We start from the raw sequence: 14,694 nt of genomic DNA, 5'->3' as shown, positions 1-14,694 counted from the left end.
AACGAGCCTTAACCCTTTTTCAATAATCAGGATTTTGCAAAATTCTCAATAATATTAAATTGTCATTGTTATCAGAATAAAATTCACTTATATGCCCGACCTAATTGATAAGCGTGCTCCAGTAAACCTTCAATGTATTCTTTCGATTCGGACAAAGTATCATAGAAGAACTCCACCTTGGACTCTCTTACTCTTGCGTAACCAGCAATGGCTTTATTCAAATAATTAGTAACTAAATCGTGATATTCATACTTGATCAGATGTTCTTTCGTTCCTCCCGCCAAGCACAGCCACAAGACCTGTTTTGTCTTGAACTCCTCAAGTAAACCTATGTTCCACACTTTATCCAGGTACCCTTTTAGCATGGAAGGAACACTGTACCACCATAGAGGAAACACAAAGACCAGAGCATCCGCAGCAGCAATTCTGTCCATCTCTCTCCGTGTTTCAGGAGCATATTGTTTATGAGGCGTATTCCAATCCAGCTCATCTGCCGCGCTATATACCGGATTAAACCCATCCCGATACAAGTCCAAAATATCTACCTCGTGCTTATTCTCTTTCAATCCCTCTACAAAACGATTCATGACCGCAAGGGTAAGTGAATCTTCTCTAGGATGCGTGACGACCAATAGAACTTTCATGTATCCGTAACCTTCTTTCTCCTCGTGATTGGTGTACCCTGTTTACAGATGCTATTATGGTTGATATATATAAAAGTGTGAAGTACGCACTTCATTGTACCGTAGGTACTTTAAGGTTCCTTAGTGCTTTTAGAACTACAAATTGGAGGGGGAAAGTTTATGGAAGACAACGCCAAAACCTATATGCTCGGGATCGAGGCAACTTTGGAGGTCATCAGTGGAAAGTGGAAAGGCATCATCCTACACCATTTAATCAGCGGCAGAAAACGTACATACGAACTTCGTCAACTCATTCCCAAAATCACCCAAAAAGTGCTCACCCAACAGCTTAGAGAGCTTGAAAAGGATGGAATCATCCACCGTATCATTTATAACCAGGTTCCACCCAAAGTGGAGTACGAGCTTAGTGAATATGGATGGGATTTTAAAGATCTGCTTGATCGTTTTTGCTTATGGGGAGAAGATCATTTGGATAGGATCTATGGAGATAAAACAAAGGTGCTGGAAGAGTATACTGTGAGGGAAAAAAACGCCAAACAAGCACCACCTCTTTAAGGAAGCGTGCTTGTTTGAAATACTATAGCCCTATGAAATGACTAACCACAGGTATAAGCCGAGTAGGGTCATAAAAAGTGTAGGAATGGTTAAGACAATGCCTGTCTTAAAATAAGCCCCCCAAGAAATTTTCACGTTTTTCGAACGAAGCACATGCAGCCACAACAACGTGGCTAATGAACCAATCGGAGTTATCTTCGGCCCGAGATCCGACCCAATGACGTTAGCATAAATCAGCGCCTCTTTGACTATACCGGTTGCATGGGTGGCATCAATGGCAAGCGCATTAATCATGACCGTAGGCATGTTATTCATGACCGACGAGATAATCGCCGCAATAAAACCCATGCCCATGGTGGCCACAAACATACCTTGATCGGCAGCCGCTTGAATCACATGGGCCAGCAGATCCGTCAAACCGGCATTACGCAGACCATACACCACAACATACATTCCGATGGAGAAAAATACGATAGCCCATGGAGCGCCCTTGATGACTTCTTTCATCGGCACTGCAGGGCTTCTACGCGCCATCAATAAGAAAAAGATAGCAATAATACCGGCCACCACCGAAACGGGAATATTAAAAAATTCGCATGCAAAGTAGCCAATGAACAAAACCGCGAGAACGATCCAGGACATACGGAACATCTTTGGATCTTTAATCGCTTCCGCAGGCCTGATTAATTGTGTCGCATCAAACGTTTTCGGAATCCTTTTACGAAAAAAGAGATACAGTACTCCTATACTGGCTGCTAAAGAAAATAAATTAGGTATAATCATGCGACTCGCATATTCCATAAAGGTGATCCCAAAGAAATCGGCTGACACAATATTAACCAAGTTGCTGACCACAAGCGGAAGCGACGTCGTGTCTGAAATAAAACCGCTCGCTATGATAAAAGGAAAAACCATTTTCTCATCCAATTTAAGTGCCCGAACCATCGCCAGTACAATCGGTGTCAGTATTAAGGCCGCACCGTCATTCGCAAAAAAAGCAGCAACAATGGCGCCAAGAATGGTCACATAAACAAACATCCGGGTTCCGCTTCCTCGCGCAGCTCGTGCCATGTGAAGCGCCGCCCATTCGAAGAAGCCGATTTTATCAAGCACCAACGAAATCAGAATAATGGCTACAAAAGCCAGTGTCGCATTCCAGACAATATGAGTAACTTCCCAAACATCATGCAAATCGACGACACCCACCAGCAAGGCGAGTATGGCACCGCCGCAGGCAGACCATCCGATGGACAAATTTTTAGGCTGCCAGATCACCAACACTAAAGTGGCTAAGAATATAATGCATGCCAACAAAATCAATGTTTTAAACCTCCATTACATCACCTTATAAACATATACTTATATTAAAAACATCTTTATCCCTGCAAGGAGTTAAACGGAGCAGCCTTTAGGATGAGCAGCAAGCCGATGAATCCGGTCCACAAGATGCGATCGGCTCCTCTTTATTCAGCCATTTTAAAATCTGCTTAGAGTCTGGCATACTCTCAAGAACAGCTTGAATATGCGGCTTGTCGTCTACATTTAAGGAATAGTATACCCACTGACTTCGTCGTTCTTCTTTTACAATCCCTTGCGACTTTAATTTTCTCAAATGTTGGCTAATTGCTGGCTGCGACATATCAAAGATATCTACAAATTCGCAAACACACCATTCTCTCTCTCTTAGCAGGGAAAGCATGGCCAGCCGAGTTTTATCCCCCAATAGCTTTAAATGATCGGCTACATAACCAAGTTGATCCAAGGTGTGCCCCCCTTCCACTTATATAACTATATGCTTATATACTAATGGAGTACGGTTTTAATATCAAGCACGAATAATACTTATTCGTTCACCAATTGCATAATCCAGTCTTTTATATCCACGATTCGCAGTGTTTTGGGACGTGTATTCGTTCCGGAAATAATTAATGGGACAAGGGAATCTTTTTCATGCAGCGATCCATGAGCTCCCCCTCCGATGTGAGTAGGGGAACTTTCGCCGACGAGTTCATATCCAGGTTGGACCGTGACGACAACATATCTTCCTTCATGTGAATTCATTGCCCCGTGTAGCCTCGCCAAAACGTCTGGATATTTTCCATATTGGATCCGGTTGTTATTCACCGTAATATCCACAAGGTCCTCTTCGCCCGACAAGGTCCACGATTGCCCATATTCATCGATGAATTTTCCACCGGGATGATACGAAAACAGCTTATCCTTTTTTCCCTTTGTAACATGAATATTGTTTTTACCATCTTTCATAGCGATAATGTCGAGCTTGTCCTCATGCTGTAAAAGCTTCGCCACGTTGGACAGCTCTACGTTATCGTTTATCGCATAGATATAGGCCATCCGTTCATTAGCGGCAATCACGATTTGGTCATCACTTCTTACAGGTTGATTTAATTTTGCAATACGGTAATGATTCAAAAGCGACTTTAAATCAACAGCGGCAACCTGTCGATCATCATAAACAGCGCTTTGCGCACTGTCACCCATGACAACCCATATCGCATTGTTTACAGCTTGTTCCCACGAACCATATGCATTCAACACAGTTTGCAGTGCTTGATCTGCTTTTTCGATTCCCTCCAGTTGAGTCGGGCCCTTTCTATGCGCTAAATTATCATTCTCTGGAAAGTATGTGATGGTTACGTCTGGAAGTTTCTTCTGGCTTATTAGAAAAGCGGTATCTTTTGCGGAAAATTCGTCGTTCATCCCAAATTTTTTCCACAAAGGAGTATTCCAGCTATTTTTCGGATTCAATTGTGCCAAAGCTGCATAAGATAACCATTTAGGCCCTGTTACTATCATTTTTTCTGGCACCCTGCTGCTATTCGCTATGAAGTCAGGCACTTTTAAGGCATGTTTCGTTTTCCCTCTGAAGACAATAGCATTGATGGACGCGGATTCTTTTCCTTTGTCAGCCAATTCCTCATGTATGGTTTTCGTTTTTTTATTCAAATGAACTTGGTTTAATTGGTAAATTGCGTCTAAGAATACTTGCAGTTGGTCTATCTTCAAGGCTTCTTTGGCACCATTGCCGTAGAGAATCATGCGTTTCTTTTGGTCGCTGTACCAAACGAGTCCGGGCACATGATGTTGGTTTGCATACGTTCCCGTTAATAATGTACTGTCGATTGTCACAGACATCGTGGGAAATGAACTCACTACTTGCGGGAAATATTGCCCTTGATGAAGGAGATATTGCATCGCGGGTGCACGGCCTTCTTGAATCGCATCTCGCAAAGGCTTATCCATTAATGAATCAATCAAGATCACAATGACAGGTTTTTTGCCCATTTGATTTACTATGATAGGTGACTTCACACTTTGTTGTTTTAGCTGTTGACTGGAGTCCGCTCTACAGCCCAAGATCATCAACAATAAACTTAGCACTAGTGCTATGGTAACTTTATTTTTCATGCCCATGTATGTGTCCCTTTCTTAGAAAAACTTGATCCTCTTATTTTTTTCTTGTACTAAAAATATTATTCCTGTATTGGATCATTGGGACAAAGGTATTTCATACAAGCAATTAAAGTTACGCCTCCATGAATTTTTTGGATCTAATAGGCCAAATTTAAGATCAAACCATTCAGGGAGGGAGCATAACCATGGCTACTACAAACATAAACGAATACTCTATGCATTACATGGATTCTGGTGAAGGAATGGCCATCCTATTCATTCACCCTCCAGTACTCACAAGCTTAAATTTTACATACCAATTCCAAGAGTTATCATCCGATTTTCGAACTATAGCTTTTGATATCAGAGGACACGGTAAAAGTCAGCCTTCCGAACAAACGGTTACTTATCCTCTCATCGCCCTGGATATTAAACATTTGATGGACCGGATGAGCTTAGATAAAGTATTTTTGTGTGGATATTCTACCGGAGGCTCGATAGTACTTGAGTTCCTCTTGACTTATCCAGATCGGGCATGGGGAGGAATTGTTATCAGTGGAATGTCGGAAGTAAACGAATGGCGACTAAGAAACAAAATTTCTTTGGGCATTGCTCTTTCCAAAATCGGCGCAGTCGGTACGCTTGCCCTTTCTATTGCTTGGTCACAAACGAAACAGCTATCTTTGTTCCGTAAGTTATTCAACGATGCGAAGCAGGGAAATCCCAGGAATGTCGAACAATATTACCGTTACAGCTTGAAGTACAACTGCACCTCTCGGCTCACGGAAATCCAGCTTCCTGTCCTGCTCGTTTATGGTGAAGAAGATAAGCACTTTCATCCCTATGCCAAAATATTGCATCAACAGTTACCAAATAGTGAGCTGGTTTTCCTTAAGAAAGCTGACCATCGCCTTCCTACGAAGGCCGCCAGATTATTGAATGAACTGATCAAGCAGTTCGTAGATCGCTTCAGTCTTTAAGGTAAATCCTACAGGAAAATTCCACATACATATCTACATCCCACTCCTGTTACGTAAGCGTCAAGTAGCCCCCACCTGTTCAACTAAATGAGGGCTAAGTTATGCTGAATTATGATTTAACAAGTTAGCGGAAGTGATGCTGACCGAGGTGTTTCGGTCAATCTCGCCTTTGAACCCTTCCATAAACGAAGCAAGAAGCTGAGTTCTGAAAATCATTTTATCGGAGATTGGAGATTGAGCTGTCTTCACAATTGTGAAACAAACAGCCCCGGCCGAAAGGCAGGAATCAGCACATTACATGCCGTTTTCTGCGCCATCGTCGCGCAACCTTACAAGAGTGTTAGGCAATTGTCATCTAGATCAATGGTATCAACCTAGCTGCTCCTCTATACTAATCCATTGATAGGATTATTTTTAAGGGGGAGTTGGCGTGAGGTTTTTTGAAATGCTGCTATTCTTTTCAAGTGCTTGTTTGTTGGCACTCCTGTTCATTATCAATCAACGTATTCGAAAACCAGCTTTGCTCCTGACAAGCGGAGCAGGCTCCATTTTTTTAGTGATACATTTGCTTGTCGAAGGATACAGGGTTCAGCTTTTATTTTTATACGGATTTACGATCCTGATGCTTATGCTCTCACTTATAGACGTTTTCATAACGCTGAAAGTCGTTCGGACTGCCTCGCGAATCCGTAGGGTGCTGGGCCGCCTTTTTATCGTGATTGGGCTAATCGCAACGGGGTGCTTCCTCTATGTGTTTCCCGTATTCGACTTTCCGGCGCCAACCGGCGAGTTGAAGGTAGGTACGCAAGTCTTTCATTTCATCGATCCAAGCCGGGAGGAGACATTTGGCAAAACCACGACAGGCAAAAGGGAATTGATGGTTCAGGTATGGTATCCAACTCAAGCTGGCATAGGCAAGTATGCTCCCTTTATTCCCGAAACCCAGATTTTACGTTATATGGCCGCGGACTATGGCCTTCCCGGGTTTACTTTTCAACACCTGAAGTACGTACCCAGTCATGCTTATTCGGGGGCCGAAGTCTCTTGGGCACAGACTTCATACCCGCTGATCCTTGCGAATCCCGGCAACGGCTCTTCCAGGTACCTCCACACGTCGCAAGCCGAAAATCTCGCGAGTCATGGATATATCGTGGCAGTGATCGACCACACCTACAATACATTTGCAACCGAGTTTCCGGACGGGCGAATCACGACCAGCACAACCAACGACTTATTCTCGCCCGACCATGATTACCAGACGAGTAGAGGAAATCGCGACAAATTGGGACAAGTTTTAACCGGCGATGTGGCGTTTGCGCTGGACCAATTCGAGCTCATCCAATCGGGACAGATTCCAAGTCATCTAAAAGGGAGAATTGATCTTGGTCATGTCGGGGTGTTCGGTCATTCCATCGGCGGAGCGACGGCCTATGACGCTTCTTACGATCCGCGAATCGCGGTTGGAATAGACCTTGATGGAGGGCTTTATCGACTGCGTGACAGAGAGGGTCTGCGAAAGCCGTTTTTGTTCATCAACTCGGAAAGCTATTTCGAAAAATTAAAAATGGTGATGGATAACCGGGTCTACACGGATGCAGAGCTTAACCATATGGGCTCAACAAGAGAGTGGGAGGATCAAGTAACGGAAGATAAAAAGTTGGAGCTTGAACGGATGCGCGAAACGGTCGACGAAGGAGGACAAGTCCTCTATATCGAAAATACGGAGCATTTGAATTTTGCCGACGTACAGTTCATTTCTCCGATTTTCAAAATGCTGGGCATTACAGGAAAGATTGCGCCCGAAAGAGCGAACTCCGTTATCAATGCCTATATGCTGGATTTCTTCGATAGGTATCTGAAAAATCAAGGCGGAATCTTAATGAAAGGACCGGATAGCCGCTTTCCGGAGGTGAAGTTCGTAACCTCGCTATTATAAATTACGGAACAGGCTACCGATTTTGATATGCTCCCCTTCAAGTAGACAGGTTTAATAAATAAACCGCTACTTGAAGGGGAGTTTTCCTTTGTCTAAGAAGAACGAATACAATGCGATTGAGAAACTAGCCATCATACAGGAGTTAAAAGCAGGACAGAGCAGCCGTGTGGAAGTAGCAAAAAACATAACATCAGCGTTACCACCTTAGTAAAATGGCTACTACTTCTTCCTTGCCTGTAGGCCATTGAAATCTGCCACGTTCTAGGCTGCGATAGTAAAGCCAGAACCCATTGTGATCCCAATATAGAATTTTGAGCTTGTTGCATGCCCGGTTACAGAATACGAATAAGCGGAGGAGAACGGATTCAGACCAAAGCTTTCCTGAACGATGGCAGCAAGTCCGTCGATCGACTTGCGCAGATCGGTGGAACCACAAGCAAGAAACACACGCTGATGCTTGGAAAGGTCAGCATGGTGAAGTAAGCGCGTGAATCACTTCGCGCAAAAGCATTGGGTCAAAGCGGGAATGAAGCTCGATACTGGCTTCACCGATATGAAGGATTAGAGAAGGAGAAACGCTGCCAGGTGGATCTACAGTGGCAAGAGGTACAAACTGTACGGGAGAAGTCTTTGGATCTGGAGTAGCTGAGGATGATACCGCTTTATTTTGTACAGCAATATTTCAATTGTTCGACAGAACAATGATTTGCGGAGCACCAAGCTTTCATCGTGAGGCCACTTGCCCGATAGGCTGCGATACGTGTGTGCCAATCTTGTCTGCGTTGTTCTTTGGCATTCATGAGTTACCCTCCGTATTCAGGTTAATCTCATGATCTCATAGCTAGGTTAGTAGTTGAAGGTATGGAGAGTTTGACTCTTAGCCTGTTACTGTATCTTTGCCTGTATATTGACCTGGTCCTCAAAGTGAAAAATAATATATAATATTTCACACCATGTAAATATACATTTTATACTAAAATCATATATAGTTTAGGAAGGATAGAAATGTTTCTGCTACTAAATCCGAAGGGGTGTAAAAAAGAAATGCTAAAGCGTATTCAAAATCTTTTCGTTATCCCTAACTACCCATTGTTCATGATCTGCATGTTATTGCAAGGCATGGCTATATCCATCAGCGCACCTTTTTTAGCTGTATATTTTACAAGTACACTTGGCGTATCTGTGGGAACCTTTGGTGTGTTTACAGCGGTGACTTTGATTTGTGGCATATGGATAAGCTCTCTGATTGCCAAACGTTCTGATACCGGATTAGATCGTAAACAAATTTTGGTGATTTGTACGTTATTTAATGCCGTAGCATTTGCAGGATATCTTGTAATCCAAAATTTTTATGTACTTTTTGTTTATATGACGATCTTTACGGCCATTGGTGCTCCTGGGATGCCGCAGTTATTTGCCAGTGCACGTGAAGCAGTAGATCGCAGTAAATCTGCGGATCACGCCTTTGCTAATTCAACGCTTCGGTCTATGTTTTCTCTTGGCTTTATTACCGGGCCGCTTTTTGGTTCCTTTTTGATTGCACATACGGGCTTTAAGGGTATCTTTATGGGAACGACCTCTATTTTTGTTCTTATTGCTGTTCTTTTATTCTTTTTTATCCAGCAGCCTCCCGCTCAGCTTAAACATAAGAATCAACTTTCACTTCATAACATTACATTACATAAAAATATTGAGATTCTGATCCCCTTTTTAGTTCTTACTCTGCTCTATACGTCTCACTGGATGAACAGTTTAAATATTTCTTTGTTCATCATTCACAATTTAAAAGGTGACACGAGTGACGTTGCTCTAGTATCCAGTATTTGTGCGATTTTGGAAATCCCATTGATGCTCATGCTAGGCGTACTAGCAGCTAAATACTCCAACCGTTTGCTTGTATTTTTAGGGGCATTAACAGGAGTTGTCTATTATATCCTTGTTATTATGTCTACGGAGATGTGGCAGCTATTCGTGGGGCAACTTCTTCTAGCCTTCTTTGTTGCAGTGATTTCTGCCATTGGCATTAGTTACATGCAGGATTTGTTGCCCTCTCTTCCAGGGTACGCATCGACGCTATATTCCAATGCGACAACCATCGGAAGACTGGTAGGGAGCTTGATGGGCGGATTAACCGCTCAATGGATTGGTTACCGAAACACCTATTGGGTATGTTTGGCCCTAATCATCTGCTCCCTTGGTCTCCTGGCAATTTCGAAGAAATTAGAGTTTGAAAAATCTGCTGCTTTAAAAGAAAGGAATCACAGTATATAGACTGCGCTTATTTTTCTATGGTGGAGAAATGACTCATAATTGTATCTGCAGCATGTCTATACCCACCAGCCTGGCGTAATGATTCGCCGATCACATGAGCCTGTTCTTTATAGGTTGGATGACTCAATACCTCTAATAAGGCAGCTCTCAAACTAGCGGGTGTAAGCTCATTTTTATCCACAACAACACCCGCTCCCAGTTCCTGCACCCGACTGGCTACGATCGGCTGATCCGATGTTAAAGGAATCATGACCTGCGGTACATTGTAATATAGGGCTTCACTTGTACTGTTCATCCCCGCATGTGTAACAAAAGCGTCCACATGCTGAAGCATTTCCAATTGCGGAATATAAGGCTTGATTATAAAATTGTCAGGGATACACGGGGCCAATGGCTCCATGTCTGTATAATTGCCTGAAGACAGCACAAACTGCACAGGCAAATCGCGAAATGCTGCAAAACAAAGCTTATAAAATTCTAAGTCTTTATTCAATATAGTACCCATTGAAATGTAAACCGCCTGTGGATGCAGAACACGAAGTTGTTCGAACGGGAAAGATGGAGCATCTTTACGCGGTACAATAGAAGGACCTGTAAAAATAAAACTGTGATCCAGTTTTTCGGCTTGCGGTTGAAAATAGCGGCTTGTATAAACTATTCTTAAGCGCCCGCCATGAGGAGCAATCTCTTCTATAGCCGGAGCGTCAACCTGAAGCTCATTAGCTAGTTGATGCGTTATTTGCATCGTAGCCGTGTACAACTTTTTTACCTCCGGATCATTGTCATTCATGCCTTGCCCCGATCCCAATGGCTCTACGAAAGCAAAAGAAGCGATAGAGCACACAGCAGGGATTCCTAGCTTCTCTGCAATAATCGTGCCTCCCCAGCCCATCAAAGAATCATAGATTAAATAATCATAGGTTCTGTTTTCAATAACTCTCAAAACCTCTGGAATAATCGGAAGAATCATACCTTTTACCATCATGTACACAAATTGATAATGATGTTTGTATTCTGCTGGCTTTAAATCAGAGTCTTTAGAAAAAGCATCATCAATAAAAGGGTAGGTGATCATCTGTGCTCCTGTCTGTTGAATTCTCGTACGATATTCTTCCGTACACACATAGTCAACATCCTCCCCACTGTCTACCAACCTTTTCACTAATCCTAGTGTCGGATTAACATGGCCTTCAGCAGGCGTGATCACTACTAACACACGTGCCATACCTTACACCTCCAAATCAATAATAAATTACAATTTGAAATAAATGCACTTTTAACATAGCAAACATTTACCATATAAACAAGTATTTTCAACACCGAAAATTAAGTATGTATCCTCTACTCAAACTATAGAAATAAGCGAGGCTGAACGCTAGAAGCGCTTGCCCCGCTTAACCATTGAACATCAAATTTAAAGACGCCAATCCCAATGGTCTGTCCCGCTCAGAACAGCTTCAACGGTGTACTGGCTTGCTTCATCGGCGGTAAGCTGTTTGGCCCAAGGTACACGCCCGCTACTTTCCGCACCTGGCCCAAAGTTGTCAAACTCTCCAAATCTTGCGGTCTGCTCATTGGATTCCTTACCCCAATTGTTCCAGCCGCCCGGCTTGATATGGTCATCCATATAGGTCTTCAAAAAAGTAACATGAGCATAAGGGCGCCATGGCCGTCCGAGATCCACCTTGCCTGTCAAGCCATTTTCTGTTGTCAGACGACATTGAATAAATACAAAGCCCGGCTTGTTCTCTTCTGTTGAAGCTGCTGTCACATATCCAGCACGCAGGCTGTGTATGATCGAATTATCAAACACGGCAGGTGCATTGCCAAATATAAAATCTACACTGCCACTGATGTAGCTGTCCTTGAAATACTGTCTGCCACGGTTCACAAGCAACGTATCCTGTAGGCCGGTAATTTTGACATTGTGATACTTACCACGATCGCCTTCGGCATATAACGCTACAGCCTGCACCTGCCCAGTTCCTTCTGTATTGGCAACCGTGACATTCTCCAACACAAAATCGGGACTTTGCACACGCATTGTATAGCTGTTGCTTGTTCCTAATTCTTTTCCGTCCACCACGGTTTTGGCCGTATCATCAAAAGAAATGATCGTTTTGTCGCGATCTTCTCCGATAATGCTCAGATTTTTTTTGGAGGAATTCACCTTTATTTTTTCACGATACGTACCGTTTTTGAGATGGATAACTGTCCTTGTGTTGCTGTCGTCAGGGACTGCGTCAATAGCTGCCTGAAGAGATCTAAAGTCAGCAGGGCCATAGGTTGCTACCACCACACTAGTGGGATGAGTTCCTCCTGAGTCTGTCAGGTTGCGGATGGTGACATTGCTGAATTCCGAAGTATTGTAATTCCATACATCGTTTTGTTGTTTGGATGCATCGGTAGCCAACCCGATCAATAGCGGCTGATTATCCGGCACATCTATAACAGTTTCACCAACCTTCTCCCAGTTCGCCACACCATCTGCGGATACCCAGCCGGTAACCTTTTGTCCTTGTCGTACAAGACGAACCGAATATGGCGTTGTAATAAAAGCCTCCATTGACGCACGTTTCGTCTTACCATCCGTTTGATCACGACTGATAAGAATACCCTGTTTGCCATATTTAACAAATGCTAAAGACATAAAAGCCATTTTTGATCCAGGCTTCAGCGATTCACGAATCATTACACCCGCTTCGGCATTATCATCCACCGGGGTAATTTGTTCCACACGGGCTGTGATCTCAGTGTCACCTTCCCATTTTTGATAAGCATAATGGAAAATATCTGCCTTACCGTCAACGTCTCCCGCTGACTTCAGTCGTATGCTCCTACCGCTTGCATCTTCTTTTAAGACCTGAGTATGCCCTTTTATATAACCATCGTTGCCCTCAGAGCCAATCTCTTCGCTGAGCCAACTTCCCGATGGCGCAGTCGTATTGACGTGAATGGTAACAGGATTGGAAAATACAGCAGTCCCCTTGCGGTCGGTCACCCGTACAATAATATTGTGGGTACCGTCTGTTACATGATTCCAATCGAGATGATAAGGTGCGGTCTCTACTTTACCAACAAGTTTGCCATCAATGATAAATTCAACGTGAGCAATACCATCTTTATCCTTGGCTGTTGCTGTTATGGTCGCATCCCGGCCTGCTTCCAAAATATCGTTATGCTTTAGTGAACGTCCGTTTGCATCCGACACCTGAACGACGGCCTCTGGATTATCCACCTCATTTCCATTCGCTAGCTTCTCAATAAGATCATTTAAATAGACCTCAAGATTCGTATAACCCTTGGCAAAATGAGCATACGCCCCTGTACCGGCAAGCCCCTGACCGTTACGGTCATCTGCATTATTGGGGTCCAGCCCATTGGCACGTTCCCATTCATCCGGCATTCCATCATGGTCACTGTCAGAAAGCTCCGTCGTCGTTACGTTATAATCGTCATAAATCCACCCTGCTTCACGCGGAGAGTTAATAAACGCACCCGTTCCATTCTTCACATCATTCATAATTCGGGCGTCCACCGCATCTCTTCTTGGCAGCGTGGCTCCTGAGCCGGCAAGCACCTCAGTATATGCGGTTTGTGCATCTGTCGCTTGATATGGACCATACGCATCTGGTGAGATTCCGTTGTCGTATTCCCCTCTAACTTCAATCGGCTCCGCCAAACGGGTGGAAGGATCAATAATTGACCCAATGGATGTTCCAAGCTGCCAGTTGTCTTTCGTAACCGAGTCATTGCCGTACATGTAGTTACCACCAATAAAGATGCGTGTTTTATATTTTTTACTACCCACGTCCACAAAGATTTGACCGCGAACGTCCTGATATGTGTTGGGGCCATACTTATAATAGTTATTTAGCACATTATACGATCCTTCACCGCCGCCGTACGAAGAGAAAAATCCCCAGTTATAAATGACATTATTGGTCATTTCCACAGCGTCGATTTGTTTTTTATCGGTTGGAAAACGCGGATTACGGCTTGCATTGTGAGCCAACAAGTTATGATGATAGGTGGAATTTCGTCCGCCCCATATGCCGCCATAGCCGTGGCGACCTTTCTGGTGAGTGGTCATTAGCATACTTTCTGACGCAATGGACCATTGTACCGTTGTATTGACGTTGTCATACAGGCTCAGTATCTCATCCACCGACCAGCTAAAGGAACAGTGATCAATCATTATGTTTTTATGGTATCTGGCTCCTAACGCGTCATCCTCACTGGGGTAACGGTCGGTCAATCGGAAACGCAGGTAACGGAGAATGACGTTATCTGCATCAATCCCTGTTGTGTAATCGCTTACAGTTATACCGTCGCCAGGAGCTGTCTGACCAGCAACCGTCAGGTTGTTTCCCAAGATTTTAAGTGGCTCCTTGAGGTGAATCGTTCCACCCACCCGGAATACGACCGTCCGATTATCGGAGCTGACCGCTGCGCGAAGAGATCCGGGTATTATCTGTTCCCCTTTGCCGTAGTCTGCCAGCGTGGTAACCTCATACACTTCACCTCCGCGTCCACCGGTAACATATTTACCGCCACCCTCAGCCCCCGGAAACGCCGGAATATCCGTCGCTACTTTCGACACCTTTGCATTCTCTGTTCCTACCGCAGTCTCCGCTTGGATTAGTGGTGGGCACAAGGTCAACAACAATGAACCCACAACCACATTACATAGCACCTTTTTCCATGTACGCTGCTTGCTCATATTCTGTTTCCTCCCTAAGATTTTCTTCCACATCAGCGCATATTTTTATAAAAACACGATTCGAGACGTTCAGAAGCGCCTTCACCTCCTTTCATCAATCTTTTCTGCTTTTATCATTGGCAGGTTGTCATATATACTGTTGGTATATGAATGCGCTTACTTATCTTAATT

At 43.8% G+C, this 14,694-nt stretch carries 11 protein-coding genes and 1 pseudogene; 4 read left to right on the top strand and 8 right to left on the bottom strand.

Annotated elements, in window-relative coordinates; genetic code table 11:
- Positions 1 to 83: 83 nt before the first annotated feature.
- Positions 84 to 644: an NAD(P)H oxidoreductase gene (locus tag MHB54_RS17080; protein WP_028541776.1), complete on the bottom strand. Its 561-nt coding sequence runs from the start codon at positions 642 to 644 to the stop codon at positions 84 to 86.
- Between the two features lie 159 nt (positions 645 to 803).
- Here MHB54_RS17080 and MHB54_RS17075 point away from each other — a divergent pair, with 159 nt between their 5' ends.
- The gene (locus MHB54_RS17075) at positions 804 to 1,199 is read left to right on the top strand and encodes a winged helix-turn-helix transcriptional regulator (protein WP_023990403.1); all 396 of its coding nucleotides are present in this window, start codon (positions 804 to 806) and stop codon (positions 1,197 to 1,199) included.
- Positions 1,200 to 1,229: 30 nt separating this feature from the next.
- Here MHB54_RS17075 and MHB54_RS17070 read toward each other — a convergent pair whose 3' ends face one another.
- The 3 genes from MHB54_RS17070 to MHB54_RS17060 form a co-directional block, all read right to left on the bottom strand.
- Positions 1,230 to 2,519 carry an arsenic transporter gene (locus tag MHB54_RS17070; RefSeq protein WP_319640933.1) on the bottom strand — a complete coding sequence of 430 codons (1,290 nt, stop codon included), beginning with the start codon at positions 2,517 to 2,519 and terminating at the stop codon, positions 1,230 to 1,232.
- Between the two features lie 88 nt (positions 2,520 to 2,607).
- On the bottom strand, positions 2,608 to 2,961 hold the full coding sequence (locus MHB54_RS17065; RefSeq protein ID WP_023990405.1) for an ArsR/SmtB family transcription factor: 354 nt from the start codon (positions 2,959 to 2,961) through the stop codon (positions 2,608 to 2,610).
- An 80-nt stretch (positions 2,962 to 3,041) separates the two neighbouring features.
- Positions 3,042 to 4,634 carry an alkaline phosphatase family protein gene (locus MHB54_RS17060; RefSeq protein WP_264454504.1) on the bottom strand — a complete coding sequence of 531 codons (1,593 nt, stop codon included), beginning with the start codon at positions 4,632 to 4,634 and terminating at the stop codon, positions 3,042 to 3,044.
- Positions 4,635 to 4,819: 185 nt separating this feature from the next.
- On the opposite strand from MHB54_RS17060, the gene MHB54_RS17055 reads away from it, so the two are divergent.
- Together MHB54_RS17055 and MHB54_RS17050 are read left to right on the top strand one after the other, a co-directional pair.
- On the top strand, positions 4,820 to 5,593 hold the full coding sequence (locus MHB54_RS17055) for an alpha/beta fold hydrolase (protein ID WP_264454503.1): 774 nt from the start codon (positions 4,820 to 4,822) through the stop codon (positions 5,591 to 5,593).
- A 430-nt stretch (positions 5,594 to 6,023) separates the two neighbouring features.
- Complete coding sequence (locus tag MHB54_RS17050; protein ID WP_264454502.1) at positions 6,024 to 7,529, top strand: alpha/beta hydrolase family protein; 1,506 nt, start codon at positions 6,024 to 6,026, stop codon at positions 7,527 to 7,529.
- Between the two features lie 196 nt (positions 7,530 to 7,725).
- On the opposite strand, the pseudogene tnpB reads toward MHB54_RS17050, so the two are convergent.
- Positions 7,726 to 7,976 (bottom strand): annotated as a pseudogene (tnpB, locus tag MHB54_RS28745) (IS66 family insertion sequence element accessory protein TnpB).
- 215 nt (positions 7,977 to 8,191) lie between these two features.
- Positions 8,192 to 8,329, bottom strand: coding sequence for an IS66 family insertion sequence element accessory protein TnpA (gene tnpA / locus MHB54_RS28740; protein WP_397344732.1), 138 nt, complete (start codon positions 8,327 to 8,329; stop codon positions 8,192 to 8,194).
- A gap of 244 nt (positions 8,330 to 8,573) precedes the next feature.
- Here tnpA and MHB54_RS17040 point away from each other — a divergent pair, with 244 nt between their 5' ends.
- Positions 8,574 to 9,800: a sugar efflux transporter gene (locus tag MHB54_RS17040; RefSeq protein ID WP_023990409.1), complete on the top strand. Its 1,227-nt coding sequence runs from the start codon at positions 8,574 to 8,576 to the stop codon at positions 9,798 to 9,800.
- A gap of 7 nt (positions 9,801 to 9,807) precedes the next feature.
- On the opposite strand, the gene MHB54_RS17035 is transcribed toward MHB54_RS17040, so the two are convergent.
- A complete protein-coding gene (locus MHB54_RS17035) occupies positions 9,808 to 11,025 on the bottom strand; it encodes a macrolide family glycosyltransferase (RefSeq protein WP_068938292.1) in 1,218 nt (405 codons plus the stop codon).
- 189 nt (positions 11,026 to 11,214) lie between these two features.
- Complete coding sequence (locus MHB54_RS17030) at positions 11,215 to 14,523, bottom strand: pectinesterase family protein (protein WP_264454501.1); 3,309 nt, start codon at positions 14,521 to 14,523, stop codon at positions 11,215 to 11,217.
- Positions 14,524 to 14,694 lie beyond the last annotated feature (171 nt).

It is taken from the genome of Paenibacillus sp. FSL M7-0802, from assembly GCF_038004945.1.
Classification (GTDB): domain Bacteria; phylum Bacillota; class Bacilli; order Paenibacillales; family Paenibacillaceae; genus Paenibacillus; species Paenibacillus polymyxa_B.
The sequence above is the reverse complement of the archived record's forward strand: the minus strand, read 5'-3'. Positions and strand labels throughout refer to the sequence as shown.